The 26,106-nt window shown below is 50.2% G+C and carries 26 protein-coding genes and 1 pseudogene; 7 read left to right on the top strand and 20 right to left on the bottom strand.

Features of this window, described 5'->3' with window-relative positions; translation table 11 throughout:
• Nucleotides 1-12: 12 nt before the first annotated feature.
• On the bottom strand, nucleotides 13-801 hold the full coding sequence (locus ACJSDX_RS10580; RefSeq protein ID WP_407994642.1) for a hypothetical protein: 789 nt from the start codon (nucleotides 799-801) through the stop codon (nucleotides 13-15).
• A 94-nt stretch (nucleotides 802-895) separates the two neighbouring features.
• Nucleotides 896-1,420 carry a DUF2380 domain-containing protein gene (locus ACJSDX_RS10575; RefSeq protein ID WP_407994641.1) on the bottom strand — a complete coding sequence of 175 codons (525 nt, stop codon included), beginning with the start codon at nucleotides 1,418-1,420 and terminating at the stop codon, nucleotides 896-898.
• A 103-nt stretch (nucleotides 1,421-1,523) separates the two neighbouring features.
• Between ACJSDX_RS10575 and ACJSDX_RS10570 the strand changes: the two genes are divergently transcribed.
• The gene (locus ACJSDX_RS10570; RefSeq protein ID WP_407994640.1) at nucleotides 1,524-1,886 is read left to right on the top strand and encodes a hypothetical protein; all 363 of its coding nucleotides are present in this window, start codon (nucleotides 1,524-1,526) and stop codon (nucleotides 1,884-1,886) included.
• A gap of 72 nt (nucleotides 1,887-1,958) precedes the next feature.
• On the opposite strand, the gene arsB is transcribed toward ACJSDX_RS10570, so the two are convergent.
• From arsB to ACJSDX_RS10535, 7 genes are all read right to left on the bottom strand, one after another.
• Entirely contained in the window at nucleotides 1,959-2,990 is a 1,032-nt protein-coding gene (gene arsB, locus ACJSDX_RS10565; RefSeq protein ID WP_407994639.1) for an ACR3 family arsenite efflux transporter, read from the bottom strand.
• The gene (locus ACJSDX_RS10560; RefSeq protein WP_407994638.1) at nucleotides 2,987-3,475 is read right to left on the bottom strand and encodes an arsenate reductase ArsC; all 489 of its coding nucleotides are present in this window, start codon (nucleotides 3,473-3,475) and stop codon (nucleotides 2,987-2,989) included. The genes arsB and ACJSDX_RS10560 overlap by 4 nt, the downstream gene beginning before the upstream one ends.
• Nucleotides 3,472-3,804, bottom strand: coding sequence for an ArsR/SmtB family transcription factor (locus ACJSDX_RS10555; RefSeq protein WP_309564274.1), 333 nt, complete (start codon nucleotides 3,802-3,804; stop codon nucleotides 3,472-3,474). The genes ACJSDX_RS10560 and ACJSDX_RS10555 overlap by 4 nt, the downstream gene beginning before the upstream one ends.
• Before the next feature lie 35 nt (nucleotides 3,805-3,839).
• On the bottom strand, nucleotides 3,840-3,971 hold the full coding sequence (locus ACJSDX_RS10550) for a Na+/H+ antiporter NhaA (RefSeq protein ID WP_407994752.1): 132 nt from the start codon (nucleotides 3,969-3,971) through the stop codon (nucleotides 3,840-3,842).
• A gap of 222 nt (nucleotides 3,972-4,193) precedes the next feature.
• On the bottom strand, nucleotides 4,194-5,417 hold the full coding sequence (gene chrA, locus ACJSDX_RS10545) for a chromate efflux transporter (RefSeq protein WP_510355936.1): 1,224 nt from the start codon (nucleotides 5,415-5,417) through the stop codon (nucleotides 4,194-4,196).
• A gap of 14 nt (nucleotides 5,418-5,431) precedes the next feature.
• Nucleotides 5,432-5,581, bottom strand: a complete 150-nt coding sequence (locus ACJSDX_RS10540) for a hypothetical protein (RefSeq protein WP_457137258.1) — start codon at nucleotides 5,579-5,581, stop codon at nucleotides 5,432-5,434.
• Nucleotides 5,582-5,803: 222 nt separating this feature from the next.
• Nucleotides 5,804-6,169, bottom strand: a complete 366-nt coding sequence (locus tag ACJSDX_RS10535; RefSeq protein ID WP_407994637.1) for a winged helix-turn-helix transcriptional regulator — start codon at nucleotides 6,167-6,169, stop codon at nucleotides 5,804-5,806.
• A 91-nt stretch (nucleotides 6,170-6,260) separates the two neighbouring features.
• Between ACJSDX_RS10535 and ACJSDX_RS10530 the strand changes: the two genes are divergently transcribed.
• Nucleotides 6,261-6,587: a nuclear transport factor 2 family protein gene (locus tag ACJSDX_RS10530; RefSeq protein ID WP_407994636.1), complete on the top strand. Its 327-nt coding sequence runs from the start codon at nucleotides 6,261-6,263 to the stop codon at nucleotides 6,585-6,587.
• 301 nt (nucleotides 6,588-6,888) lie between these two features.
• On the opposite strand, the gene ACJSDX_RS10525 is transcribed toward ACJSDX_RS10530, so the two are convergent.
• The gene (locus ACJSDX_RS10525) at nucleotides 6,889-7,413 is read right to left on the bottom strand and encodes an RcnB family protein (protein WP_407994635.1); all 525 of its coding nucleotides are present in this window, start codon (nucleotides 7,411-7,413) and stop codon (nucleotides 6,889-6,891) included.
• A 205-nt stretch (nucleotides 7,414-7,618) separates the two neighbouring features.
• On the opposite strand from ACJSDX_RS10525, the gene ACJSDX_RS10520 reads away from it, so the two are divergent.
• A complete protein-coding gene (locus ACJSDX_RS10520; protein WP_407994634.1) occupies nucleotides 7,619-7,834 on the top strand; it encodes a hypothetical protein in 216 nt (71 codons plus the stop codon).
• Nucleotides 7,835-8,034: 200 nt separating this feature from the next.
• Here the strand turns inward: ACJSDX_RS10520 and ACJSDX_RS10515 are convergent, their stop codons facing one another.
• Nucleotides 8,035-8,223, bottom strand: coding sequence for a hypothetical protein (locus tag ACJSDX_RS10515; RefSeq protein WP_407994633.1), 189 nt, complete (start codon nucleotides 8,221-8,223; stop codon nucleotides 8,035-8,037).
• Between the two features lie 1,942 nt (nucleotides 8,224-10,165).
• The gene (locus tag ACJSDX_RS10510; protein ID WP_407994632.1) at nucleotides 10,166-10,846 is read right to left on the bottom strand and encodes an ArsR/SmtB family transcription factor; all 681 of its coding nucleotides are present in this window, start codon (nucleotides 10,844-10,846) and stop codon (nucleotides 10,166-10,168) included.
• A gap of 65 nt (nucleotides 10,847-10,911) precedes the next feature.
• On the opposite strand from ACJSDX_RS10510, the gene ACJSDX_RS10505 reads away from it, so the two are divergent.
• Complete coding sequence (locus ACJSDX_RS10505) at nucleotides 10,912-11,298, top strand: hypothetical protein (protein ID WP_407994631.1); 387 nt, start codon at nucleotides 10,912-10,914, stop codon at nucleotides 11,296-11,298.
• Nucleotides 11,299-11,422: 124 nt separating this feature from the next.
• Here the strand turns inward: ACJSDX_RS10505 and ACJSDX_RS10500 are convergent.
• The 5 genes and pseudogenes from ACJSDX_RS10500 to ACJSDX_RS10480 all read right to left on the bottom strand — a co-directional run.
• A pseudogene (locus tag ACJSDX_RS10500) lies at nucleotides 11,423-11,818 on the bottom strand (short chain dehydrogenase); the annotation flags it as partial.
• 84 nt (nucleotides 11,819-11,902) lie between these two features.
• Nucleotides 11,903-13,147, bottom strand: a complete 1,245-nt coding sequence (locus tag ACJSDX_RS10495) for a multidrug effflux MFS transporter (protein WP_407994630.1) — start codon at nucleotides 13,145-13,147, stop codon at nucleotides 11,903-11,905.
• 84 nt (nucleotides 13,148-13,231) lie between these two features.
• Nucleotides 13,232-14,626, bottom strand: a complete 1,395-nt coding sequence (locus tag ACJSDX_RS10490) for an efflux transporter outer membrane subunit (protein ID WP_407994629.1) — start codon at nucleotides 14,624-14,626, stop codon at nucleotides 13,232-13,234.
• A gap of 157 nt (nucleotides 14,627-14,783) precedes the next feature.
• Entirely contained in the window at nucleotides 14,784-17,909 is a 3,126-nt protein-coding gene (locus ACJSDX_RS10485; protein WP_407994628.1) for an efflux RND transporter permease subunit, read from the bottom strand.
• Between the two features lie 14 nt (nucleotides 17,910-17,923).
• On the bottom strand, nucleotides 17,924-19,063 hold the full coding sequence (locus tag ACJSDX_RS10480; protein ID WP_407994627.1) for an efflux RND transporter periplasmic adaptor subunit: 1,140 nt from the start codon (nucleotides 19,061-19,063) through the stop codon (nucleotides 17,924-17,926).
• 132 nt (nucleotides 19,064-19,195) lie between these two features.
• On the opposite strand from ACJSDX_RS10480, the gene ACJSDX_RS10475 reads away from it, so the two are divergent.
• Entirely contained in the window at nucleotides 19,196-19,945 is a 750-nt protein-coding gene (locus ACJSDX_RS10475; protein ID WP_407994626.1) for an IclR family transcriptional regulator, read from the top strand.
• Here ACJSDX_RS10475 and ACJSDX_RS10470 read toward each other — a convergent pair.
• Genes ACJSDX_RS10470 through ACJSDX_RS10460 form a run of 3 tightly spaced genes read right to left on the bottom strand, consistent with a single transcriptional unit; the run spans nucleotide 19,942 to nucleotide 22,543 of the window.
• The gene (locus tag ACJSDX_RS10470) at nucleotides 19,942-20,496 is read right to left on the bottom strand and encodes a GNAT family N-acetyltransferase (RefSeq protein WP_407994625.1); all 555 of its coding nucleotides are present in this window, start codon (nucleotides 20,494-20,496) and stop codon (nucleotides 19,942-19,944) included. The genes ACJSDX_RS10475 and ACJSDX_RS10470 overlap by 4 nt on opposite strands.
• Nucleotides 20,497-20,522: 26 nt before the next feature.
• Nucleotides 20,523-21,827, bottom strand: a complete 1,305-nt coding sequence (locus tag ACJSDX_RS10465; RefSeq protein ID WP_407994624.1) for an NTP/NDP exchange transporter — start codon at nucleotides 21,825-21,827, stop codon at nucleotides 20,523-20,525.
• Entirely contained in the window at nucleotides 21,824-22,543 is a 720-nt protein-coding gene (locus ACJSDX_RS10460; RefSeq protein ID WP_407994623.1) for an NADPH-dependent F420 reductase, read from the bottom strand. Before ACJSDX_RS10460 ends, ACJSDX_RS10465 begins: the two co-directional genes overlap by 4 nt.
• A gap of 1,326 nt (nucleotides 22,544-23,869) precedes the next feature.
• Here ACJSDX_RS10460 and groES point away from each other — a divergent pair.
• Nucleotides 23,870-24,160 carry a co-chaperone GroES gene (groES, locus tag ACJSDX_RS10455; RefSeq protein ID WP_309564260.1) on the top strand — a complete coding sequence of 97 codons (291 nt, stop codon included), beginning with the start codon at nucleotides 23,870-23,872 and terminating at the stop codon, nucleotides 24,158-24,160.
• A gap of 44 nt (nucleotides 24,161-24,204) precedes the next feature.
• On the top strand, nucleotides 24,205-25,839 hold the full coding sequence (gene groL / locus ACJSDX_RS10450; protein ID WP_309564259.1) for a chaperonin GroEL: 1,635 nt from the start codon (nucleotides 24,205-24,207) through the stop codon (nucleotides 25,837-25,839).
• The last annotated feature ends 267 nt before the right edge of the window (nucleotides 25,840-26,106 follow it).

Raw genomic sequence — 26,106 nt, 5'->3', positions numbered from 1 at the left:
CGCCTTGCCATATCAAACGCCCATTCCCAATATTATCTTTTGCTTGTTTTGCAACTTGGAGTAGCACTCCCAAGCCCGATGTTGTTCGTACCATGCCAACAATGCTTCCAGCTTCCGGCTATCCAATGCCGGGTTACTGGATAACCCAGACTGCACGACGTGCATGTAAGTCTGCAACTGATCCTGGGGAACGCTCGCATAGCTGGGGGCCGGGCAGATTCCCGACTGAATATTGCGTTTGAAGGCAAGCGCCTTAAGCAGCAGATCCGGGTCGATGGCGTCCACAACCGCAGCTTCTTGATATTCGGTGCCCTGCTGGGCAAATTGCGCCTGTTGATGTTGTCCTGAAGGCCAGACATGCAGGCCGAGAATAGCGATGGCAGTCACTGCCGCGGCATACCCGCCTGCGAGCAAGGATTTCTCAATCCTCGTCGCGAGCGGCGGCCGCGCGTCCGCCAATACGGTCTTTGCCGCCTGTTGGGCGGTTAGCAACGCGCCCGTCCCGGGACTGCGCAATTCCTCAGCGACCGCCCCTTGCAACAAAATCATCAACTGTGCAACGACGGCTGCAGGATTCTGCAGCTTTGCTACCGTAGCGAGTCGAAGCAAGTGCGCGCTTAATACGGGACAGACCGCAGCCAAAGAATGTTGCGATGCATACTCCTCAAGCGCCCTCTCCCGGATGCCGGGCGCACTCAGCCAAGTATCGAGAAGGGAATATACGCACAGCAGCTTCTCGGCCGGTTTTTTGCCGCTGCGTTCTATCATGTGGATCAACCATGCGCTATTGAGTAAATCCATTGCCTTGCCTTATATGTACTATACCGTTCATTCTGACACATATGCGTTCATCGAGTTATGAATGCAGTCTGGTGAAACAGCGCGGTAACTTCAGTTATTTGGCGGCTTCGCTCAACTGTTCGAGCTTATCCTTGATCAATTGGGCAAGTTTTTCCGCTGTGCGTATTGTGGTGTTTTTATCGCTCCACGAACTCTCCAGCTGGGCAGACTTGGACATGACGACAGCACGCTTTTTGACGTCCACCAAGATCAATCGTGGATAGACAAATAAATAGGTGGGTTTCAAGGCCACGCCAATCACCAGGTAATCCGCCCCGGTTTCCTTGTTGAGCTCAATCGCCGTTTCTACGTTGTCATAAAGATAGGTAGGCGAATGCTGCTCCACCTCCGATTTCACCTTGGCACCTTCCTGGATGACATTCACTCCCTTGTTTTTAAGCGCTTCCTTGAACTTGGTCGACAATAAATCGATGCGCTGCAGCTCTTCCGGCGCATTAGGCAGATTGGTCAGATCATTGAGCTCGAATGCCAACACTACGACTTTGGGCGACTGTTCAACCGCGAGGACAGTTCCCCACAACCCCAAGCCCAGGACTACCATCAATAATTTAAAAACCATGTGCATATTACAATCTCCATAGACTTTACCCGATAAAACCAAACCGTTTAGTTTAAAACTAAACTGTATAGTACATTTTTAGCATGAAGATGCAAAACTTCTTTTGCATTCCATCCTAGCGAGCATCTGGATCAGCCGCGCCCTTCATCCACAAACCCTCAATTTGAAAGACTATGCAAATGAAAAAGCCGAGCCCCTAGGACCACGAGGAAAGGTACGTAACCAAGTGAGCGACAAAATGCCAAGTAAAGATGAATCGGCAGAGTTATTGCTGTTGCCGTACGGCTTGGATTGGCATCTGTGGATTGACGATGAGGTATGGCGAGGTCTGCAGGCGCCAGATTTGGCAGGGATGCCGATGATGCAGCCGCTGACGGTGACTTTTTCGTGGATATTGCCCAGAGATAGGCAAATCACTCGCTTACAAAGCATCTTGCAAATCCACTACTTTATATTTGCAACATAATTTGAGAAGAATTCTGGCAATCGAGCTCCAGGCTTGCATTGTTTTTTTTATGCAATGATCAGCATTTTCCCCTTAAGTCCTTGCTTGGTTTCGCTGATACCAGTCCTTGCTGCGATTGACGATACAAACTACTGCGAGCATGGCCGGAACTTCAATCAGAACGCCAACGACCGTGGCTAAGGCCGCCCCCGAATGAAAGCCAAACAAACTGATAGCGGTGGCAACTGCCAATTCAAAAAAGTTACTCGCACCGATCAAGGCTGAGGGACAAGCCACGCTATGTCGTTCACGCGCTTTGTAGTTCAGCCAATAGGCCAGTCCAGCATTGAAGAATACCTGGATCAAGATAGGGACTGCCAGGAGTGCAATGACAAGTGGCTGCTCAATGATGGAGCGCCCCTGAAAGCCGAACAGCAAAATCAATGTCAGCAATAATGCAGCAATCGACCAGCTACCCGCAGCTTTCATGACCCGCTCAAAACTAGCTTGTCCTTTGGCCAGCACTACCTTGCGCAGCAATTGAGCCACCCACACCGGAATCACAATATAAAGCACAACAGATGTCGTGAGCGTAGCCCACGGCACACTGATCGCAGAAATGCCCAGCAGCAACCCGACCAAGGGAGCAAAGCCAAAGATCATGATGATATCGTTCAGTGCTACTTGGGATAAGGTAAACAAGGGGTCGCCTTGCGTGAGCCGGCTCCAGACAAACACCATCGCCGTGCAAGGAGCGGCAGCGAGCAGTATTAATCCGGCAATGTAGCTGTCTACCTGATCAGCAGGCATCATGCCGCCAAACAGATGTCGAATGAATAACCAGGCAAGCAATGTCATTGAGAATGGCTTGATCAGCCAATTCACAAATAGCGTGATACCGATACCTTTGACGTGCCGGCGTACTTGCCCCAGAGCCGAAAAATCCACCTTGGCCAGCATAGGGATGATCATGACCCAGATCAAAAACCCAACCGGTAAGTTCACTTGGGCAAATTCAAGCCGGGCAATCGCCTGGAATACGTCAGGCCAAAGCTGCCCTAAGGAAACCCCTATCAGTATGCACAAGGCTACCCAGAGGGTGAGATAGCGTTCAAACATACTCATTTGATGCTATCCAGCAAGTGTTTGATATCGGAGGCACTCATGGACTCGACTGGCAGGCTGATGAAGCGTTCCACGCAATGCTGTATCTGCCCGCGGATGCGTGAAAAAGCAATCCGCTTATCTTCATCGCTACCTTCAATAGCGGCGGGATCTTCAAAACCCCAATGTCCTGAAACCGGAGTACCAGGCCAGATGGGGCAGGCTTCTCCGGCTGCGTTATCACAAACAGTAATGACAATATCCATCCTTGGGGCCTCTGGTTTGGCAAACTCATCCCAGCTCTTGCTACGCAATTCTTCGGTGGAATACCCAAGGTCAGCAATTTGCTCGATGGCGAAGGGATTCACTTTGCCCGTGGGGTTACTGCCGGCACTATAGGCCTTGAACCTGCCCTGACCTAATTTGTTGAACAAGGCCTCTGCCATGATGCTTCTGGCGGAGTTGCCTGTGCAAAGGATGAGGACATTGAAAGTTTTAATGGTCATTTGGCTGATGCTTTAGAAAGTTGAAATTGCACTGGAGTGCACGGAACACCGCCACAGCAATTCTCAGTGAGGTAGGCCAGGACACTGTGCATGTGCTCGTAATTGGCTGAGTAGATGACAAAACGGCCTTCATTACGCGACGTCACTAGCTGGGCATGGCTGAGTTCTTTCATATGGAAAGATAATGAAGATGGGGCGATGCCCAAAGACTCGCTGATCTTGCCTGCGGCCAAACCAGCTGTCCCAGCCTGCACGAGAAGTCGATATATTGAGAGCCGGGATTCCTGGGCAAGAGCGGCTAAAGCTGTAACGATGATTTTTGATTCCATATTTCAATAATATTTGAATAATAGAACCAAATCAATCAACGCATAATCACGACTTGCTTATTTAAACTGGGTAGGCTGACCCCGGCATTGGCCAGGGCGAATAATGGCATGATGCCGAATGCCACCCAGGGATGAAGTGCCATTCGGATGCGAGTCACCGGCGGCAGCTCGCGTTGGGCAATACGGAGCTTACGCAGTGGTTGTGCCTGTTATAGTTATCTGAGGATGCTTTCTTGAGCAACTGGCGATGAACGCGTGAGAAAGCACCGGGGCCATGAGCCCGAAGACTACGCCAGCCAGGCTGGGATGGGCTCCGGTGATGAGCAACCCGATCCAGATGATGGCACTAGGCAGAACCTATGCCCATATGCTGTAGCAGGATGAGGCTGCTAATACTCTGGATTTAAATTGCAAACGACATGACCCACCCCCCCTAGCGCAGCTATCAGGACGACTAGGGCAGGCGGTACACGGCCATAAACCAGCAGCCCAAATGCAGTCAGCGCAAGCCCAAAGTCTGCTGTGCTATGAATGGAGCTGGTCCACACCGGATCATAAAGGGCTGACAGCAGGATACCGACCACACTGGCGTTGATCCCTGCTATTGTAGTTTGGATACCCCGGCGGTGGCGGAGGCTTTCCCATAAAGGTAGCGCGCCGATAAGCACCAGACAAGCCGGCAGGAAGATTACCCCAAGTAGCACGAACCCACCTAACCAGCCGTGTAGTGGCCCCTGAGCCACGGCGCCCAGATATGCCGCGAAGGCGAACAGCGGCCCAGGTACAGCTTGAGCTGCGCCATAGCCTGCTAGAAAATCAGCATTGCTCACTGTTCCACTGGGTATGACCGTGGCCTGGAGTAACGGTAAGACGACGTGACCGCCACCAAAGACAAGTGCGCCAGAGTAATAAACGCCTTGGAGCAGTGCCCAGCTCGAAGAACCGCTGACCGCAGCCCATAGTGGCAGGACAACTAATGATACGGCAAATAGCAGCAAGACGACGATGCCGAGTTTGCGCGAGACGGGATATACATGTGCTTGACTAATAACCTGCTGTGATAAAGTGAGTCGCCAGCGGCCCAGCAGGCCTCCAACGACGATGGCAGCGATCTGTCCCGTGACAGTTGGCAGGAGCAGGGTCAGAAGCGCGCCTAGGATAGCCAGGACGGCACGAGGCTGATCTGGGCATAGCGACTTGGCCATATTCCAGACCGCCTGCGCTACTATTGCCACTGCGACGACCTTCAAACCATGCACCCAGCCTGATTCGATCAATCCTTGGTGCTGAATGATGCCGAAGGCGAATAGGATCAGCGCTATTGCCGATGGCAAGGTAAAGCCCGCCCAAGCCGCCAGCATGCCCGGCCAGCCAGCCCGACCCAGGCCTAGCGCCATACCAACTTGGCTGCTAGTCGGTCCCGGGAGAAGCTGGCATAGTGCGACAAGATCAGAATAGCCACGGTCATCAATCCAGCAGCGACGCTCGACGAATTCCGTACGGAAATAGCCCAGGTGTGCGATAGGACCGCCAAAAGAGGTTAGTCCCAGCCTTAAAAACACCAAAAAAACATGCCAGGCATTGTCATGCACTGTGGTGGCCGATACTGACATCACATGGCTTTCTGCTACAGGTGCCGAGACAAGGCTTCGACCCTATTCTTGCGTTCGCCGTATCGGTCGACAAGTAACGGGGAGATATCACGAGTGAGTATAGTGAACTTCACCAACTCTTCCATGACATCCACCACCCGGTCATAGTCGCTAGAAGGCTTCATGCGACCAGCCTCATGAAACGCCTGAAATGCTTTGAGCAATGATACCTCTACATTAGCTAAGCCATCGTCATGTGTATTCATTGAGGCCAATCCTTGTCTACTGTCGCCGATACCAAATCTTACTATTATTGACGATGTACACCACGGCCAGCATCGCTGGAACTTTAATTAACACGCCAAGACGGCGGAAGGCAGGGTTAAATAGTGGCTTACTGCACAAGTTCAAGAGGACTCTTGAGTCGCGCCTCCGTGTGCTGGCAGCAACGATTCGCGCTTCTCCGCCCATTTCAGCATTGCATCCAAAGCGGGGCACAAGGCCTGCCCCCACTCCGTCAGTCGGTACTCAACCTTTGGGGGTACCTGTGGGTAAAGCTTGCGTGAAACGATCCCGTCCGCTTCCAACTGACGAAGTTGCTGGGCCAGCATCTTCTGAGAAATCCCGGGGATCAGCTTCTCAAAGTCGGAATAGCGTTGCGCTTGCCCACCGAAAAGATGGAAAAGAATGATCAGCTTCCATCGGCCTTCCAGTAGCCGAATGACTTCTTCTACGCCAACGGCGGCAGTGGCGGGTGTATATATCTTTCCCATGGCTCAGTAACTTACTTTTTAGTGCGTTCTTGATAGTTTGAAAGTATATGGCGAAAATTCTCATACAGTAAATCACAGCGAGAACGCAACCATGCCCCTTTCACTACCGGATCCAGTCTCCGTTTACTTCGAGATCAGCAATGGCTCGGACATCTCTCAAATTTCCCATTGCTTCACATCGGATACGATTGTTGTGGACGAAGGCAAGACGCATCGGGGGCATGTAGCCATCCAAGCATGGCAGCGTGAGGCACAGAAGGCATTCAAGTACACGGTTGAGCCTGTCAGCGTTTCCCGAGAAGGAGATCGCTTGAAGGTCACAGCCAATGTCGTCGGCAATTTCCCTGGCAGCCCGGCGCAACTCGACCACGTGTTCGGCGTGGATGGCGACAAGATCAAGTTACTGGAGATCGGTTGATGTCCATGAACCTGGAATTACAAGGGCCTTTCATTTCACTGCCTGCAGCAGGATCAAACTGCAGGTGAACGATTCCCTACAAACCTTCCTTCTGATAGACACCTCCAAGGCCGATCCAACCCCCAATTGCTCCAAGGGCGCAGCAGGTAATCGAACACTCGCGCTATTACCCCATTAAAGATATCCAGCAAGGTAGCCAAATATAACCATCCTTCACGGGGTTCAACCAGGGTGCAACCGTATAGCAACTCAATCTCTCGACCCTAGAAGGCCTATACCATCATGATATAGGCCTTGCTGCTTACATGCTTCCCAAGTCCTCTATGGCATCGATCACCATGCCAGTGCCAATAGCGATCATGAGAATGTCTGCTGCCACTCTGACATATTTATAGCCACGCGGTGGTGGGTCCAGTCTGGCCATGATGACTGGAGGTAGGTCGTAATACACGACATCGCGCGGTAGTGGATAACCTCTACGCCATTTTTTGGCTTGTCCTGGCGGCATGCAGCCATTATTCTTTTTCGCTAACCCAGGTGGGCAATGGCCTGCGTGGTATTGATCGCGATAGTAGTCCTGGATGATGACGCGTTGGTTGGTGGAGAAGTGGATGTCGATATCGATGTTGCCTCCATCCCTGCGACCATCGTAGGAGTAACGGTCAGAGCCTCCTCCTTGTTGTTGCTGTTTTTTCATTTGTCCGGGAGGGCCACCATTTCCATTGCCTTTTCCGTGTGGTGGGTCTGCCAGTAGCGGGCTGCTTAAACTCAGGCTGATACAGAAGGCTGAGATGCCCAGCAATATCTGTTTGACTGTTGCGTTCATGGCTCTCTCCATAGTTGTGAGAATATAAGTTTTATTATGATGGGGTTTTGCAATGTTGAGACTGAATATCATTTATTTTTATTAAAATCAGCCACTTCCAGTTCGAACGGCCTATTGTAACTAATCCTGGACTATAGAAATACGCGCCATAACAATAAATCATTGAATCAATCATTCCAGTTGCCCTCTCTGTCAGGTATTTTTCATGCTGAGCAATTGGAAAGAGCAAGCATTTGCATTCCAGACCCGCCACATGCCGTCGATCATGGCGAACTATGTCAGCCATTGTGGAATAGGCGCGGACAATTCTTTCAACGCCTATGGCCTACTCGGCGTCCTGCAGAGCGTGGACGCGCTTGCCGACTGTTTCTGTATAACTGATCCCGCCACCCAAGCAACGCAGGCACTATCGTCGCCTTGACCAACGGCAGCATATCCTCCTCCACTTAGGGTTGTCCCATTAATATCAGAGAACATACTCTTGAATTCAATAATCTAGTTTTCGATTGCAAAAATCTTGATGTAAATTTCAGGCGACAAAAAATGTCGTTTGCAATTTAACTCGAGACTCTCATCTAATTAAAATCAGATACTTAAAAATAATCCAGCAAAATCATTTGCTTAGAGTTTGCAACTCAAAAATGAGATTGAGCAGTTTTTTTGCAACCCAACTCGAGATTTAGCTAAATATATGTTTTTAATGTGAATTAACCCCCCTGGACTTAAACGCTCTTCTGCATTTTTCCACTCAAGAAAATGCTTCAAAGCATCTGAAGCAGGTAGCTGAGCCTTAGCAGCTTCAATACGCATAAGCACTTGGTCTCTTTCTACTGAATCGCCCCCACTTTCGTGACGCGGCGCAGCTCAGCCTGAAGGCGACGGATTTCTGCTTGCTGATTGGAGACGTGCTGTAGTTCGTCTTCGGGTTGTAAAACATCTCGATGTAATCAAATACATCCGAGATTGGCCAGCCCTGTCCCGGATGGCTATTGGGAAGGGTGTCAGGGCCTAATTGGCAGAATCAAAGTGCAGTCGTTCATAACAGCATTTCACTGTGCGTTCCTACAACTTCAACTATGGGTTTTAACTTACCAAAGACGGATTCAGTGCTATATACCCCGAAAACCCTTGCGTCCCCGCTTGCGACGCTTCCGAGTTGAAGTGGTTGGTGGGTGATTCGAAGCCTTTTTGCAGCGTGACCGCCATAAAACAAACGCAATAGCAGTTAAAAACAAACCCAAAACAGCTTGAATGGCTGTTATCAGTGGCAGTCGTTGGTTTCCTGAATCAAGCGCATATGCAGAATTCTGATATGAACACACCACTCGATTACCTTCATGTATCTGCCATGCCCCATATTGGTCTGGGTCTAGCCATGCGCTTATATATTGGCCTTCAGATAGCCCGCTAGGAAACGGGCCGCAAAAATCGACACAGAACGAAATCTGGTCAGTGTCTGTGTTTAGTAGAACTCGAGTGCCGCAACTTTCTTTAGATCTTGGGAGTTCAAGACTCCGTATAGTGCCGGAACGCATAATCAAATCGTCATATGCTGGTAACGGATGAAGCAACATAGCAAATGGCCATATCGGAGCTATAAGGATTAGTAAGATACCCATTCCAAGCCATGGAAATCGTGATACTGGCGCTTTACACTCTTCATATATAAACCGCTTTATGGTCTCAATGTTCAAACCCTGTCTACTCTCTTGTAAATTTTATGACGAAGAAGCGTTAAGTCTACTTTTTATCGACTATTGAAGTACATGGCTGCAGTCCCTTGCGATTCTTGGCTTCGATATTTTGTGTCGTCTATTGAATTGCAAGTATAGAGATGGGGCATTACACCTTTATTATTTATAGGCTACTTTTCTAAGTGGTATCGTTCTTAGGCTAGGGTCAGTAGCCTCTACCTTGAAATGCTTGGTGAGCTGGTGTTTCTGGATGGCTGGTTCGAAATGGGAGCACATGATTATCGCCAGTAAAGGAGCGCTAGGTGATAGAGAAAGGCAATAGCCGATACCCCGACCAGCCACCTAAGCAGTTTGATGCTGATAATACTTTTGGGCGTTTCAGGATTGGAGGTATGGCAAGAGGGGGCTATGTGCTATCGGCGGTGTAAGAAATTATTTGTAAACGGTCATTTGGTAGGAAACTGCCTTAACTGATGCTGTCGGCAATATCACGCTATGCATTCTCGAACGCCCATGGCAGCTGCTCAGCATCACTGATGTGGAAATAGCTGGGGACAACCCCAGCCTACTGGCAGATGCTTATTTATTGCCAATAATTACGGTGCCAGGCTATTTGGCTTAGTGCTCAGTAGCCACTCCTTAAAACATTCCACTGGCAATCTATAGTCATCCATCGAGTGGGATGGCAGCACTTCGTTTGAATTTTTTGATTCTAAGATCGTAGCCCATTGGGTTTCGACATCCTGCATAACTCTCAATACCCGCGCTATCCCTGGGGCATGAGTTTTACTCCCAGCATAGTAGGCATTGAATTGTGAACACCAATTCGCAATTTGTTTGTGAGTATAAGGTGCCATCTCTGGCTTTGTTCCCCACGTCAGCACCTGAATGGCTGAAAGATAGGTGAACGGGAGATGTATCACACCCATTGGGAGCGTTTTGCTATGTGGGGTGTACAAGCTTCTATTGGTACTCAATGTTAGTTAATTCTGGAGCTCAGAATGGGCATGCTTTGAATACGAGCTCTAGATTCAGCAGACATGCTGGATCGGAGTGTTCTAAGCTTTAGTTGTGGACAATTCTACCGCTAACCCTACGGCTTTCCACTCGGGTACTCCCCCAATCAAACGTAATGCGGTGAGGCCATTTTCACGCAGTATTGTGACAGCCTCACTGGAGAGTACACAGTAAGGGTCACGGCAGTATGCGATGATTTGAGATTCGTTTGGCAGCTCGCCCAATCTGGGCACCAAGTCTTTGAGTGGAATATTAACTGCACCAGGCAAATGGCCCTGCGCAAACTCTTCATCAGGGCGCACATCCAACAGCACGATAGACTCATCGGCCATGCGACGTACTAACTCTTGGATGGAAATGGCCTCCATGTTGTCCCGCTGGTAACGGCTATCTAATACGACCTGCCGAATGATGCCCTGCTGAAACTCCGCATAATCTCTTAATGCCACCAGGATATTTGCCACGGGCCCATCTCCCAGACGATACAACATATGTTTCCCGTCCCGCCGTGTTTGCACGAAACCAGCGCGCTTTAGGTGCTGCAGGTGCTGTGATGCATTGGCAATCGAGAGCCCCGTTAGCTCAGCCAGACGTTCTACAGCCTGTTCCCCATTGGCAGCGTGCTCTAGCAATGTGAGGCGGTGCGGGTGTCCCAAAGTCTTCGCTAGTTCAGCCAGAGGAGCGAAGCGACTATAGATAATTTGCGGATCAGGAGTGTTCATTGACAGTAAGATAGCATTAGACTAACATTCAATCAATCAATTGAGTGTTATTGAGTGGAATTGAAATGAATGAAGTTATAAACGGTACTGCCATTAACGCACTATGGTCGTGTCTGGTACTTGCTATCGCGGCCAGTAGCATCTCCTACACCATTACCCAAACAGAGTTGTTTGTTCCTCTGCGAGCCTGGACGCAAAAGCTTGGGCACATGACTGGGTATCTGTTTAGTTGTTTCTACTGCATGAGTCACTGGGTCATTTTTGCTGGCATCAGCATCTATCGCCCTGTATTGATCAACAGCGATTACCTGATCATTGATCTGCTCGTCTCTGCATTTTTCACTATTGCGATCTCAGCGTTTATTTCTGGTTTCATCTTCAAAGTCTTTTTAACCGCCATGGCCATGAAGATCAAGGAAAAGGAAATCAAGGAGATTCTTTCCAAGAAATAACGCTCAGTCATCGAGCGTATACCCCATCGTCTATATGGATTGCATCCATGTCAAAATTAGGGATTCAGACACAGTCCGGCTGAGGGTGATTCTAGATTTTTCCTTCAATTGAAAAAATCATAGCTCAAGCATCAACAAATAACACTTTCCCGCTAATAAACCCATCAACAGATCTTTCGAATGCTTTGCCAACTAGGGAACCTGGGACTGGTTGGAAGCCAGGCATCATGTCGCCATAAACTTCCCACGCTTCTTCTAACACCGTTGGGTTTACTGCATTGATACGAATCCCTCGTGGCAATTCATGTGCAACACATGTGACAAATGTATCTATTGCGCCACTGGTCGTGGAATCAGCAATAGCCATCGGAATAGGTTTGATATTGAGAATCCCGGATATCAGCGTAAAAGAGCCGCCGTCATTGATGTATTCAAGGCCTACCTTCACCAAATTGATCTGCCCCATCATCTTGCTTGCGACAGTAGTGTCCCATTGATCATCCGTCATCTCAGTAAAGGCTGCATACTCACATCTAAGGGCTCCCTACGGAGCCCTTTTTATCGTCTTAAACCCTTCTCAGCACTGGACTTCACCTGCTCGGGGTTAATGTGTGTAAGCTTGCCTTTGCCATAACATGAAACTGCAAGTCGCCATCGTCATCATCGCTGTGGCATACAGGTATCCCTGGCCTAGGACGTAAGGGACTACCATGGCAGAAATCAGCACGAAGACTAACGACTGAATAAATGCCTGTACTGAGGCGGCAGTGCCTTTTCTTTCGGGAAATATATCCAATAGCATCACCATGACCCCAGGCAGAATCAAAGTCAGTCCAAAGGTATATGCGAAAATTGGGATAACGGCCCAAGCCAGTGATTGCAGTGTGAACGCGGAGCTCATGACATTCACAAATGCGGCACTAAGTAAAATCGCATAGCCAATCCTGATCAATGTCTTGTTTTTGACTTTCCCGGAGGAAGCGGAAGAGACAGCAGAGCCAATTACCAGCCCGGCCACGATAGGTATAAACAGCCAGCCGAAATCCAAGGACGTGAGCTGAAGTACATTGAATACAAAATCATGCGCACCAGCCACATATATCAGGAAGCCGCCAAAACCCAGGCCCACACTTAGTGACAAGTTTACAAAATGGCGGTTGGTTACGATCTCATAGTAGTTGCCTAATATCTGCCAAGGCTTAAAAGGCACCCTCTTCTCCGTGGGCAAGGACTCTCCCAGCCACGCAAAACACATTGCCAAGGCTAAGATCCCCAGCGCTGCCAAGAATACAAAGCTCGCCTGCCATGGGAAGTACTGGTGCATCCAACCACCTGCCAAAGGAGCAACTGCAGGAGCCAGACCAAATAACATCGTGACTTTAGCGATTAACTTTTGAGCTACAACCCCATCGAATTGATCCCGAATAATCGCTTGCCCGACCACCATGCCTGCGCCTACAAATAACCCTTGGATTGCCCGATAGATCAATAGCCACAAAAAACTGTCCGTCATTGCGCAGCCAAGGGAAGTCAGCGTAAATCCGATCAACGCCACAATAATGATGGGCTTCCTCCCAAAGCTGTCTGACAACGCACCATGAAATAGCATCATCACGGTGAACGAAATCAAATATACCGTTAAGCTTTGCTGTGCTTGCACCTGGCTGATATTGAAATGGGCTTCCATGTCTGGAAAATACGGAAAATAAGTATCCGTCGTAAATGGGCCTAGCATCGCCAATAAAGCCAAGCAGGCTACCAAGGCGAAGCTGCCCACTTTGTTAGAGTTATTCAATCGTTCAGGCATATATTTTCTTTGGATCACGCGAAATAAAAGGATGAGGAGCATTTAATCTAGCCCTAATGGCTGCAGTGGGAGGCAATATCCCTCCCGCTGCATGACTATCAATAAAGACGCCAATACAGATAAGCCTTACTGGAGATTGCCGCCCAAGGCCTTATACAGCTGCAACTCGCTAATCAATTGTTCGCGCTGAGTGATGATGAACTGCTGTTCCGCCTGATAAACGGTACGTTGGGCATCTAGCACGGTGAGGTAGTCATCCACACCGGAGTCATAGCGGTTTTGTGCCAGAGTCAAATAAGACGATGCATTACTATAATAGGCGGCCTGAGCGTCCAGTTGATTGATGTAGGTTCTTCTTGCTGCCAAACCATTGGCGACTTCCTGGAAGGCTGTTTGAATTGCCTTCTCGTATTGCTTCACTTGGATTTCCTTCTGGATTTCGGCGTAATTCAGATTGGCTTTCAATCGACCCGCAGTAAAAATCGGCAGATTGATTTGAGGCGAAAACGACCACGCGCCTGAGCCACTACCCAGCAGGCCTGATAGCTCATTGCTCGCGGTACCGAGTGAGGCGGTCAACGAAATGCTTGGGAAGAATGCGGCCCGCGCAGCCCCGATATTGGCATTGGCCGCTTTAAGTTGATGCTCTGCCGCCTGGATATCTGGCCTAGCCAATAGGACTTCTGAATTCAGACCAACAGGGAAATCCTCCAATTGATCCTTGATCACAAAGTTTTCAGGGCTGTTCAGGCGAATGGCTTCTTTAGTCCCTACAAGCAACTGCAGCGCATTGAGGTCTTGAGCTACCAGTCTGGTGTATTGCTCAACGTCCGACCGCGCAGTTTCAACTTGAATAGCCGCTTGCTTGAGGCTGATCGCTGAGATCAGCCCGGCATTCAGATTGGTCTCCAACAAGTCATATGTTTGCTTGTAGGTTTTCAGGGACTGCTGACTCACTTCCAGCAATCTCCTGTCAGACTGCAAGGTGAAGTAGCTTTCCCCAACACTGGTGATCAGGCTCAAATATGCTGCTCGCAAATTCTCTGCATTCGCAAAATATTGCTCCAACGCCTGTGCATTCAGGCTTCTTACTCGGCCGAACAGGTCAAGCTCATATGAGGTCACGCCTATAGAGGCTGAATACTGCGTCAACATCCAATCCTGGTTGGCCGGAGACAATGCAGCTGGGGTACGTGACCGGGTGAGACCACCTGTGGCATTGAGCTGAGGGAACAACTCTGATCGCTGTATCCTGTATAAAGCCTGATAGGCCTCTACATTGCTCATCGCGATGCTAATGTCTTTGTTGTTGTATAGCGCAAGCACGACCAACTTCTGCAGCTCTTTATCTTTAAAAAAGTGCTTCCAAAACGGCAGTACTGACTCTGCTGACTCATTGGCGACCTCACTTCCGGCGGGAAATGTATTTGCCACCGGTGATTGAGGCCGTTGGTACTCAGGCAGGAAGGAGCAAGCCCCTAATGCCATGCTCAGTGCCAATACAATTATTTTGTAATTCATTTCTGCAATACCTCTTCAAATCTTGATGTGAGCGTAGAAATCCCACTCATCACAGCGACAAACGTAAATGGAGCAAATCAACTCGGCATTCGAGAACAAGGCATAAAATCCAATTAACACGATGATCCCGACTGCCACGAGTTTGAAATCCACAACATCAATCCCTTTGCTCTTGTGCTGGCGTCTTCTTCCGCTTGATGCCCTCTACCACCAGGACATAGAACAGCGGGACAAAGAAGATGGCTAAGAATGTCGCTGTGAGCATGCCTCCCACGACCCCAGTACCAATCGACTGCTGACTACCGCTACTCGGGCCATTGGCAAGCGCCATGGGCAGCACACCAAACAGGAAGGCAATGGACGTCATGATGATGGGGCGTAGCCTCAAGCGAGCAGCCTCAATGGCAGCCTCAACTGCGGTTTTGCCATGGTTGTCTCGCAGCTCTTTGGCAAACTCAACAATCAAAATCGCATTTTTCGCTGCCAGACCCATGGTGGTCAGCAAACCCACCTGGAAGAACACGTCCGCAGATATGCCGCGCAAGAGTGTGGCCGCAACTGCACCTATAATCCCCAACGGCACAACCATCATGACGGCGACTGGAATTGACCAGCTTTCATACAAGGCTGACAGGCACAAGAACACCACCAAGGCTGACAACAGGAAAAGCAGCGTGGTCTGCGATCCAGCCTCACCTTCTTCGTAGGAGAGCCCGGTGTAGGCCAAACCAATACCTGCTGGCATTTCACGCATGATGCGTTCTACAGAGGCAAGCGCTTCCCCAGTACTGACGCCTGGTGCCGGTTGCCCAACGACTTCCACGGAGGGCACACCATTGAATCGCTCAAGCTTGGGCGAGCCATAGATCCAGCGTCCGGTGGCGATAGCCGAGAACGGCACCATCTGGCCACTGTTACTGCGCACAAACCACTTATTAAAGTCTTCAGGGGCAATGCGGGAGCTGTTGATACCCTGGATGTACACCTTCTTCACCCGACCACGATCAATGAAGTCGTTGACATAGGCAGAGCCCCAAGCGACCGACATGGTTTGATTCACTTCAGCAAGACTGACCTGCTGGGCTCTGGCTCGCTCCTCATCAATCACAATCTCATACTGGGGTTCGTCATCCAGGCCATTGGGACGTACAAGTGCAAGCTTTGAATCCTGGGAAGCCAACTGCAAGAACTTGTTCCGCGCTTCCATCAGTACTTCATGCCCCAAGCCAGCCTGGTCTTGCAGGAAAATATCGAAGCCGGACGAGTTGCCTAACTCAATGATGGAGGGCGGGATGATGGGGATGATGGTGGCATCTTTGATTTTCTTGAAATCTTCGAATGCCCGAATGCCCAATGCCTGCACCTTTTTGCTCGCTTCTTTACGATCTGCGAAGTCAAAGAACTCAATAAAGGCAATCCCTGAGTTCTGGCCATTGCCTGCGAAATTGAAGCCTCGAACCGTGAACACAGTTTTGACCATGTCGCCTTCCTTGGTCATCAAGTGTTCGCGCACCTGAGCCAGCACCGCCTCTGTACGCTCGGCGCTCGAGTTAGGCGGGAGCGTGACCTGAATCATCATCACCCCTTGATCTTCATCAGGTAGGAATCCACTGGGTAGCTTGGTAAGTAACAGCCCCAAGCCACCTACGATTGCCAGGTAAATCACGAAGACCATGCTGCGGCGTTTAAGTGTGGTTTTAACCACGCCCTGATAGCCATTACTGCCACGCTCAAACACACGGTTGAACCATGCGAACGGTGCCCATACATGACCTGATCCGTGGTTGGCCTTGAGCAAGGTTGCACACAACATGGGGGTGAAGAAAATCGCGACCAGTACCGAGAACGCCATGGCAGCAACGATAGTGATTGAGAACTGGCGATAGATCACCCCGGTAGAACCCGAGATGAAGGCCATGGGTAGGAAGACCGCGCTGATCACCAGACCAATACTGATCAAGGCACCCTGAATTTGATCCATGGATTTACGGGCAGCTTCTTTCGGGCTTAGTCCTTCCTCCGTCATCAGCCGCTCGACATTCTCGACTACGACAATCGCATCATCGACCAAGAGGCCGATGGCCAAGACCATGGCAAACATGGTGATCAAATTGATGCTGTAACCGAATGCATACAATACGGCCATGGTGCCAAGCATCACGACAGGCACAGCAATCGTCGGAATGATCGTTGCCCGGAAGTTTTGCAGGAATACAAACATCACGATGAAGACCAGGGCAATGGCCTCAATCAGCGTATGAATGATGGCCTCAATCGATGCCGTGACCTTGGGCGCAGTTTCATACGGGTAGTAGATCTTGACCCCCGCAGGCAGGAATGACTCCAGATTGGAAATGGTTTTGTGGACTGCAGCAGCAGTCTCCAGGGTATTAGCCCCCGTCGCCAGGCGTATCGCCAAACCCGCAGCAGGTTTGCCATCAAACTTACCGGCAACCGAGAAGTTCTGACTGCCCAACCCCACCTCAGCAATGTCCTTGAGCCTGACTTGTGAGCCATCCGCATTGACCTTGACCAGAATCTCATTAAATTCTTCAGCCGTCTTCATGCGCACCTTGCCGACAATCGTGGCATTAAGCTGAACACCTTTTGCTGTCGGCAAGCCACCGAGTTGTCCCATGGAGACTTGGACGTTTTGCTGCTCAACCGCAGAAATCACATCGCTTGGGGTCAGATTGAAGTTGTACAGCTTGGCTGGATCCAACCAAATTCGCATGGCATAAGGTGAACCAAATACCGTGAAGTCACCAACGCCCTTGGTTCTGACGATAGGATCCTGGAGATAGGAGCCAACGTAGTTGCCAAGATCGGTATCATCCCAACGGCCATCTTCTGACACCAGGACAGCGACCATCATAAAGTTGACTGAGAACTTGGCGACACGTATCCCTTGGCGCTGCACTTCTTCGGGCAGTAAGGGGGTCGCAAGTTGCAGTTTGTTTTGCACTTGAACCTGGGCTATGTCCGGGTTCGTTCCTTGGTCAAAAGTGACCGTGATATTCATGCTGCCGTCGGAGCTGCTGGTTGAAGAGATATACCGCAATCCATCCAAGCCATTCAGCTGCTGCTCAATCACCTGTACCACAGTATCCTGCACTGTTTGCGCAGAAGCACCAGGATAGGTTACGGTAATCGCAATGGCAGGCGCAGCCACATCAGGGTAGTGATTTACCGGCAACCTGAATACTGACAATACACCCGCCAGCATAATGAGGATCGCCACTACCCAAGCAAAGACAGGACGATCAATAAAGAATCTAGACATGGATCGTTCCTCGCTTACTCAGCAGCACTGACATTGAATGACTGCACGGGCTTCAGATTGCTTGCTGTTTCTGCCTTGACCTTAACGCCATCCCTAGCCAGTTGAAGCCCCTCGGTCACCACTTGCTCACCAGCTGCCACCCCGGAATTCACAAGCCAATAGTTACCCATCGTCCTATCTGTCTCAATGATGCGCTCGTGTACAACACCTTCCGCATCCACCACCATCACGGTTGCCTGGCCACGGTAATTTCTGGCAACGGCTTGTTGGGGAACCAGTGTGGCCTTGCTGGCAATACCTTCTTGCAGATGGGCATGTACAAACATGCCTGGGAGGAGCTTCTTATCAGGATTCGGGAAGGTGGCACGAAGGATGACGGAGCCTGTTTCCTCATCAACAGTTACCTCCGAGAAATGCAGTGTGCCTTGCAATGGATATTGCGAGCCATCTTCCAAGGTCAGCGTCACGGCCGCTTGCTGCTTACCGGCACTCTTTAGTTTTCCTGCCTCCATGGCACTTCTCAGCCTAAGAATGTCATTCATGGATTGGGTAACATCGACATATATAGGATCCAGTTGCTGCACCACAGCCAGCGCCTGGGTTTGGCCATTGGTGACTAGCGCTCCTTCTGTGATCGCAGATCGGCCAATTCGGCCAGAAATGGGGGAAAGTACCTTGGTGTACTGGAGATTGATTTTGGCAGTCTCCAGATCAGCGATTGCCAGGCGTTTCGATGCCAATGCATCGTCTAGCTGCTGCTTACTAATGGATTGTGAGTTTTCCAGTTGCTGGTACCGAGTTGCTAATCGCTCCGAGTTATAGAGACTGGCTTCAGCGCGATCAAAGGCTGCCTGATAGATGGCAGGATCAATTTGATATAGCTGCTGGCCTTGCTTGACCTCAAGACCCTCGACGAAGAGGCGCTTTTGCACCACGCCATTCACCTGTGGCCTCACCTCAGCAATCCGGTAAGGGCGAGTCCGTCCTGGCAGATCCGCTGCCTTTGCGACTTCCTCTTCTTGCACAACATAAACACCTACCGCTGGCGGTCCAGCATCAACAACAGCAGCCTCCTGCTTACATCCCACTAGGAGCCAACCGCACAACGCAATCAGGACGGGTTTAATCGTATTACTGGATTCAAGGATGCTCATTCATTCACCTGGTTAAATATCGTTATGTGGTACAATGTACCATTAAACGATACATTAAAACAATAGGTCTTTAAGCTTGAATCCAGGTTGAGAGGTACAATGCATCACGATAAAACAAAGAAGGCAGAGCCTATGAAGGCCGACACACACGGTATCCAGGTCATTTCCAGGGCATCCTTGATACTCCGCATCCTGGCAAAAAATCCTTTAGGTCTTAGCCTGGGTAAAATTGCCGAGATCGCTGACTTGCCTCGCTCGACGGTGCAGCGAATTGTGAAGGCGCTTGAAGAGGAAGAGCTGATCACCATGCTGGAGAGTGGCCGGGGCTTCAAGCTAGGGATGGCCTTTGGCCAACTGATGCATGAGACTCAAATCGACATCATTTCGGTGATGCGACCCCACCTTGAATCGCTGGGCAGCGATGTCAATGAAACCGTCGTGCTCTCCTCAATTTCCACTCAGCAATCCAATGTGATTGATCGTATTGCTGCCGAAAGGGAGTTGAGAGTTGTGCCCACATTAGGCGCAGTTCACACGCTCTACACCACAGTGGACGGCAAGCTACTGCTCGCCAATCTGACTGATGAAGAGGTAGTGCAGCGAATCGGTAGTGAATACCCAAAGCTCACGAAGAGGACCAAGGGACTTAATGACTTGTTGAAAGACCTAGCTCAAATACGTAAACAAGGTTTTGCGATTGACCGGGATGAGAACGTGCTTGGTATCAGTGCCGTGGCTGTTGCCATTGATACATTCCTAGGGCGATATGCGGTGGCCATCGTGACCCCTAGTTGCAGGTTTGATGATGCGCTGGAGGACTTCAAAGCAAAGCTTATCACCCTGAGAGAGCGCATCCTGCTTGAGATGGGAAGGTTGAGCTAAACCTGCTTTCCAATCCGATATAAACAATGCTGGCTTAACCAGTTATCGCTACTGACTGCGGGGTGAGCAAACGTATGCTCATCCCGCTTCATGCCAATTCGCTGCATCACGGCTTCCGATTTGGTGTTGTGGACAGATGTGAACGCAACAACTTCTTCCAACTCGATATCCCGGAACGCAACTTCAAGGGCTGCGATAGCACCTTCGGTTGCATAGCCATTTCCCCAATGCTCTTTGCCCAAGCGCCAGCCAATTTCAACACAGGGTGCGAACGGCAAAGGCGCTGTCGGGATGTGTAAACCGATCATCCCAACAAACGCTTTTGATTGCAGGCTTTCCACCGCCCAAAGCCCCCAACCTCTCTCATCAATGAGTGACTGGCAGCGCCTCGCCATGGTATTACTTTGCTCTTGGGTTAAAGGCGCAGGAAAAAACTGGGTTACCTCTGGGTCTGCATTTAATGCAGCAAAAGGAGCCAGGTCTTTATCCTGCCATTGTCGCAAGTGCAGTCTGGTGGTTCGAATTGAAACTGGGAAAGGAAATGTTTTCATAGGGTATCTGAATGCTTGTGTTGGCTTCACGCTACAGGCTGATTGATCACAACGAGCTTGTCCTGCCGACGTCCCAGCCAAAGACTATTGATCAGCCAGGCGACGGACAAGGGTACTGCGATCAACATGGGAGACACGCCTCCCAGGGAGGACACGCCAGCGTATGTCCAGGCACCGACCTGATCCCCCAGCCGGTACAGCGTGGTATCAATCACGTTCTTGGCCTTATATCTATCTTCTCTTGGGATCACTGTAAAAAGGATCTCCCTGATAGGCCGTGAAATCGCAAAGTTACCTGCGCGTCGAAGGGTATACATCACCATGATCATGCCTATCGTTGGCGACAATGCCAGCGCGAGGAAGCCAATTACACTGGCTGCTGGCAACAGTGCCAGAGAAGGGCCCACACCGATCTTGTTCAAGATTCGACTGGTCAAGAATAGCTGCCCGCACAGTGTCAGTACGTTGACGGCCAGGTCAACACTGGCAAAAAACGCGGTCTGTGCACCACGATCAGGGAAATACTTGGCCGCTATATTGATCTGCTCGAAGTACAGGAAAGTGGAAGTCACCGAGAACAGGATCATGAAGATCCCAATGTTGATGAGATATGGCGAACTCAATAAGTGTGTGACTCCAGCCCAGACACTGCCGCCAATCACCTTGGACGAATCCTTTGCCTGAGGAGCATGACTCAAGCTTGGTGTGGTGAGTACGAGCTGCCTCATTGCCAACAGTGCAAGCTCAAGGAGGATGCCTGCCAGAATTAACAGAGCTGAAGTTGGGACTTTCTGGGCTAGCAGCGCTGTCACTGCAGATCCTGAAATAGCTCCCAATGTTGCCCCTGCCGCGATGAGACCGAACAGCCGCTTGCCCTGAGCATTAGTGAACACATCAACGATAGTTGTCCAGAAGATCGAGACGACAAAGAGATTAAATACAGACAACCATACGTAAAAAACTCGACCCACCCAGACTGATGTTGCTTCATCGGCAAAGTAAAATGCCGCAGCGAACATCAGAATATTGAGGGTGAAAAAACGATAGGTCAGCGGTACAAATCGCGCTCTGGGCAGGGTTTTAACCGCCCAAGCAAATGGAATATTTAAAGCAAGCATGGCGACCAAAGTTGCGGAGAACAACCATGGCAGATTATCCAGGCCACCTGCAGCGCCGACCTGGTCTCTGACTGGGCGCAATACGTAATAACTTGCCAGGATTGCGAAGATATAAGCCCACGACCATACCAACGGCCGCCACTCATCTGGACTTACCTTCAAGAGCCCCCTGATTCTGGCGGCTCCCAGGGATAAGGCCTTGGACAGGCTCACTTGTGGAGCCCAAGGGTCTTGGCAAGCTCAGGTGCAGTTTGCACATGACCAAAACCACTTGTACCCATAGCAAATTTATCAGCATCCTTCAGACTGCCTACTACCAGAGGATCGAATCCAGCGGATGTGATAAGGGACTTCACAACTTCAAGGGCCTCTTTATCATCACCGGCGATGGGGATAGCGATTCGAGGATTTTTACCAGCATTGTCTGTAAAGATACGATTATTGGCTGCATTGAATGCGCGAACGATGCGGGCCCCAGGGAAATACTTGGCCGTAGTTACGCCAATGCCTTTTTCCTGAGTCTCTGCATAGAGAGAGCTGCGGTTCGCATTCCCAGCATCAATGATGATCTTGCCCTTCAATGCTGCCGAATAATCACGCCCGACCTGGGGGTAGGCCTCGTAGGGAATAGCCAGTAAGACAACATCCCCAAAGGCGATGGCTTCATCAACAGAACCAGATTTGGCCTTGGGGCCTAGACGATCCACCAATGATTTCAGGGCCTGCGGATCTCTTGAGGAAAAAAGTACTTCATGGCCAGACTTCACCCATAGCGCTCCAACAGCGCCACCTAGATTACCGGCTCCAATCGTGCCGATTTTGATGGCAGTTGTGTTATCTGCAGCAAATGCGTTAGCAAACGGGAGAAGTACGATTGCGCTCAACAAACCTGCGACTTTGAAGACTTCTCTACGTGACCAGATTTTCATTGCATTACTCCTTTGGGCAACTAGGTTTTGATATAACAGCGAGCCTGGTGAGGATGGTATCAATCAGCAGTTTCAACCACAGTACAATACACTGAATCGCCAATCAATACATAATGGAAATTTCCCATTCTACGTTGAACTGAACTTTTGAGCGCTATGAGGATGGGATACGACATTAAGTGACATCACTGCCGCGTAGGAGTTTTAAAGCATCTGCGACGAGCAGAAAAGAAAACAGGGGCGATTGCCCCTGTGGTGTGTCATTCAACTGTCAACGCAGCGCTTGTTGCACTTGGCTTAATTCAAAACGGCCCGCAACACTCCGGTGGCGATGATGCCAATGACAACTGTAGGCAGCAATGGCAATGTCATTGCCGAGACAAACGTAATGGCCAGGGCTATCAAGTCCGCCGGATGGCGGTGTAAGATATTTTGTGTTAACGGTCATTTGGCAGAAATCCGCCGCCACCTAGTGTGGAGTAATAATGACGGCAGAAATCAGCCATCCCTCATGTAGGAATTTGAAAGAAATAATTTAGACTTCCTTATTTACTCATCCAAGAGATTGGATGAATTTGATCAACTTCATGATCTGCATACAAATCGAACCAGCCCAATACTTAGATCAGCATCTAAGGCAGAGTTAATTCATTACATGATAAGTAGTCATAGCTTTACTCGTCGGGAAATTACTCGGCTTCATAGACTTCCTATCTTCATGCACGGAACCAATAGTTTTATCCAATTACGGGATCCATTACTTCCAACAAACCTTGCTTATTTGCTTTTTGTTTTGCTTTTTGTCTGTGTCGGTATCTGGATAGGATGGATAGTGTATGCGGCTCCACTCAATTCCCATACGGTCTCAACTTCAGCAATAGCAGGCATCGTTTTCGGGTATGCATTCTCTCTAATATCTGATTTCTCAGTAAGACACATGCAAATAGTGCACAAACTTAAATCATTAGAACCAGCATTCAATTGAAGCAACCGTCCCTAGAAGTTGGGTCCCACCTGCTGAGCCTGCAAGATCAATGGGCTTCCGTCACTTGCACAGCGTTAGGCAACGATAGCAAACCTAACTGCCTACATACTGTAATCCTATGATGCTTAACTCGATCTTAAGTTAAATTGCATTAATCTCGACTTAAGCTGCAATAATCTCAAGTTAAGTTGCAAACGACAAAAAAATTTCAAAATCCACCCTTGAAAAACCACTACATCGTCCCTATCATTAGCACTCAATAGGGTGGAGTGCTAAACCGCCCTAGCAACCAAACTTGTAACAAACCCAATGATCATTTAAAGATTTTAGGAGAGAAACTCATGGCAATTCGCCCATTGCAAGACCGCGTTATCGTGAAACGCCTGGAAGAAGAGCGCAAGACCGCATCCGGGATCGTGATTCCTGACTCCGCAGCTGAAAAACCAGATCAAGGTGAAGTGATTGCTGTTGGTCCTGGCAAGAAGGACGACAACGGCAAGGCGATCGCCCTGGACGTCAAGGTGGGTGACAAGGTGTTGTTCGGCAAATATGCAGGCCAGGCCGTCAAGGTAAACGGCGAAGAAGTGCTGGTGCTGCGCGAAGATGACATTCTGGGTGTTGTGGAAGCCTAATAGCGGCACAACATTAGCTCAAACAAGTTTATTAGGAGATATAAATGGCTGCAAAACAAGTGATTTTCGGCGATGAGGCACGTGCCAAGATCGTTAATGGCGTGAATGTTCTGGCAAACGCCGTCAAGGTGACCCTGGGCCCTAAGGGCCGTAATGTTGTCCTGGAGCGTTCCTTCGGCTCCCCAACCGTCACAAAGGACGGCGTTTCCGTTGCCAAGGAAATCGAGTTGAGCGACAAGCTGGAAAACATGGGTGCGCAACTGGTGAAGGAAGTCGCTTCCAAGACCAATGACAACGCCGGCGACGGCACCACTACCGCTACCGTGCTGGCACAAGCCATCGTACGCGAAGGCTTCAAGTACGTTGCTGCCGGCTTCAACCCGACAGACCTCAAGCGCGGTATCGACAAGGCTGTTGCCGAGATCGTCAACGAGATCAAGGCGATCTCCAAGCCAACCACCACCAGCAAGGAAATTGCCCAGGTAGGTTCCATTTCCGCCAACTCCGATGCGGATATCGGCCAGATCATTGCTGACGCGATGGACAAGGTAGGCAAGGAAGGCGTGATCACCGTTGAAGACGGTTCCGGCCTGGAAAACGAGCTGGATGTCGTAGAAGGTATGCAATTCGACCGCGGCTACCTGTCCCCATATTTCATCAACAATCCAGAACGCCAGATCGCCCTGCTGGAAAACCCATTCGTGCTGCTCTACGACAAGAAGATCAGCAACATCCGCGACCTGCTGCCGACCCTGGAGCAAGTGGCCAAGGCTGGCCGTCCCCTGCTGATCATCGCGGAAGACGTTGAAGGCGAAGCGTTGGCGACCCTGGTGGTGAACAACATCCGCGGCATCCTGAAGACCGTGGCTGTCAAGGCGCCTGGTTTCGGCGACCGTCGCAAAGCCATGCTGGAAGATATCGCCATCCTGACCGGCGGCAACGTGATTGCTGAAGAAGTCGGCCTGAGCCTGGAAAAAGTGACCCTGGAAGACCTCGGCCAAGCCAAGCGCGTCGAGATCGGCAAGGAAAACACCACCATCATCGACGGCAACGGTACCGAGAGCAACATCAAGGTGCGTATCGACCAGATCAAGAAGCAGATCGAAGAAGCCACCAGCGACTATGATCGTGAAAAACTGCAAGAACGCGTAGCCAAGCTGGCTGGCGGCGTTGCCGTGATCAAGGTCGGTGCCGCCACCGAAACCGAAATGAAGGAAAAGAAGGCTCGCGTTGAAGATGCGTTGCACGCTACACGCGCTGCCGTTGAAGAAGGCATCGTGCCTGGCGGCGGCGTTGCACTGCTGCGCGCCCGCGCTTCCATCAAGGAACTGAAGGGCGAGAACCCAGATCAGGACGCAGGTATCAAGATCGTGCTGCGCGCGATTGAAGAGCCGCTGCGCCAGATCGTGGCTAACGCCGGCGACGAACCATCCGTCGTGGTCAACAAGGTACTGGAAGGTACCGGCAACTACGGTTACAACGCTTCCAACGGCACTTACGGCGACTTGGTTGAGCTGGGCGTTCTCGACCCAGCCAAGGTGACACGTTCCGCCCTGCAGAACGCTGCTTCCGTCGCCTCCCTGATCCTGACTACCGATGCACTGGTAGCCGAGCTGCCTAAGGAAGAAGCGCCTATCGCTCCTCATGACGCAGGCGGCATGGGCGGCATGGGCTTCTAAGCCAGTCCTCATCATTGGCTGCTGCAAGGCAGCCTCAAAGCAAAAAGCCCCGGTTCGCCGGGGCTTTTTTATTTGTTCACGCCGTCAATAGGGATAGATGGTTCCGCTTGCCGTCAATTCGTCATACTTGCCGGTCAGAATATTTATTCCCACATGCGATCAATTAAGCATATACTCGCAAATGATTAGCATTGGTAATTAAAGAATCGCGGGGTTAAATACCCTAGCAAAGCAAGCCCGGAAACGACAGGCAAAAAAAACCCCGAT

The sequence above is a fragment of the Methylobacillus draconifructus genome (assembly GCF_045984355.1).
Taxonomy (GTDB): Bacteria; Pseudomonadota; Gammaproteobacteria; order Burkholderiales; family Methylophilaceae; genus Methylobacillus; species Methylobacillus flagellatus_A.
The sequence above is the reverse complement of the archived record's forward strand: the minus strand, read 5'-3'. Positions and strand labels throughout refer to the sequence as shown.

Excerpts from the sequence above, each read along its gene's own strand:
- ACJSDX_RS10580 (WP_407994642.1), bottom strand. The coding sequence starts at position 801 with ATGGATTTACTCAATAGCGCATGGTTGATCCACATGATAGAACGCAGC.
- ACJSDX_RS10575 (WP_407994641.1), bottom strand. The coding sequence starts at position 1,420 with ATGGTTTTTAAATTATTGATGGTAGTCCTGGGCTTGGGGTTGTGGGGA.
- arsB (WP_407994639.1), bottom strand. The coding sequence starts at position 2,990 with ATGAGTATGTTTGAACGCTATCTCACCCTCTGGGTAGCCTTGTGCATA.
- ACJSDX_RS10560 (WP_407994638.1), bottom strand. The coding sequence starts at position 3,475 with ATGACCATTAAAACTTTCAATGTCCTCATCCTTTGCACAGGCAACTCC.
- ACJSDX_RS10555 (WP_309564274.1), bottom strand. The coding sequence starts at position 3,804 with ATGGAATCAAAAATCATCGTTACAGCTTTAGCCGCTCTTGCCCAGGAA.
- chrA (WP_510355936.1), bottom strand. The coding sequence starts at position 5,417 with ATGTCAGTATCGGCCACCACAGTGCATGACAATGCCTGGCATGTTTTT.
- ACJSDX_RS10540 (WP_457137258.1), bottom strand. The coding sequence starts at position 5,581 with ATGAAGCCTTCTAGCGACTATGACCGGGTGGTGGATGTCATGGAAGAG.
- ACJSDX_RS10535 (WP_407994637.1), bottom strand. The coding sequence starts at position 6,169 with ATGGGAAAGATATATACACCCGCCACTGCCGCCGTTGGCGTAGAAGAA.
- ACJSDX_RS10530 (WP_407994636.1), top strand. The coding sequence starts at position 6,261 with ATGCCCCTTTCACTACCGGATCCAGTCTCCGTTTACTTCGAGATCAGC.
- ACJSDX_RS10525 (WP_407994635.1), bottom strand. The coding sequence starts at position 7,413 with ATGAACGCAACAGTCAAACAGATATTGCTGGGCATCTCAGCCTTCTGT.
- ACJSDX_RS10520 (WP_407994634.1), top strand. The coding sequence starts at position 7,619 with ATGCTGAGCAATTGGAAAGAGCAAGCATTTGCATTCCAGACCCGCCAC.
- ACJSDX_RS10515 (WP_407994633.1), bottom strand. The coding sequence starts at position 8,223 with ATGCGTATTGAAGCTGCTAAGGCTCAGCTACCTGCTTCAGATGCTTTG.
- ACJSDX_RS10510 (WP_407994632.1), bottom strand. The coding sequence starts at position 10,846 with ATGAACACTCCTGATCCGCAAATTATCTATAGTCGCTTCGCTCCTCTG.
- ACJSDX_RS10505 (WP_407994631.1), top strand. The coding sequence starts at position 10,912 with ATGAATGAAGTTATAAACGGTACTGCCATTAACGCACTATGGTCGTGT.
- ACJSDX_RS10495 (WP_407994630.1), bottom strand. The coding sequence starts at position 13,147 with ATGCTCCTCATCCTTTTATTTCGCGTGATCCAAAGAAAATATATGCCT.
- ACJSDX_RS10490 (WP_407994629.1), bottom strand. The coding sequence starts at position 14,626 with ATGAATTACAAAATAATTGTATTGGCACTGAGCATGGCATTAGGGGCT.
- ACJSDX_RS10485 (WP_407994628.1), bottom strand. The coding sequence starts at position 17,909 with ATGTCTAGATTCTTTATTGATCGTCCTGTCTTTGCTTGGGTAGTGGCG.
- ACJSDX_RS10480 (WP_407994627.1), bottom strand. The coding sequence starts at position 19,063 with ATGAGCATCCTTGAATCCAGTAATACGATTAAACCCGTCCTGATTGCG.
- ACJSDX_RS10475 (WP_407994626.1), top strand. The coding sequence starts at position 19,196 with ATGAAGGCCGACACACACGGTATCCAGGTCATTTCCAGGGCATCCTTG.
- ACJSDX_RS10470 (WP_407994625.1), bottom strand. The coding sequence starts at position 20,496 with ATGAAAACATTTCCTTTCCCAGTTTCAATTCGAACCACCAGACTGCAC.
- ACJSDX_RS10460 (WP_407994623.1), bottom strand. The coding sequence starts at position 22,543 with ATGAAAATCTGGTCACGTAGAGAAGTCTTCAAAGTCGCAGGTTTGTTG.
- groES (WP_309564260.1), top strand. The coding sequence starts at position 23,870 with ATGGCAATTCGCCCATTGCAAGACCGCGTTATCGTGAAACGCCTGGAA.
- groL (WP_309564259.1), top strand. The coding sequence starts at position 24,205 with ATGGCTGCAAAACAAGTGATTTTCGGCGATGAGGCACGTGCCAAGATC.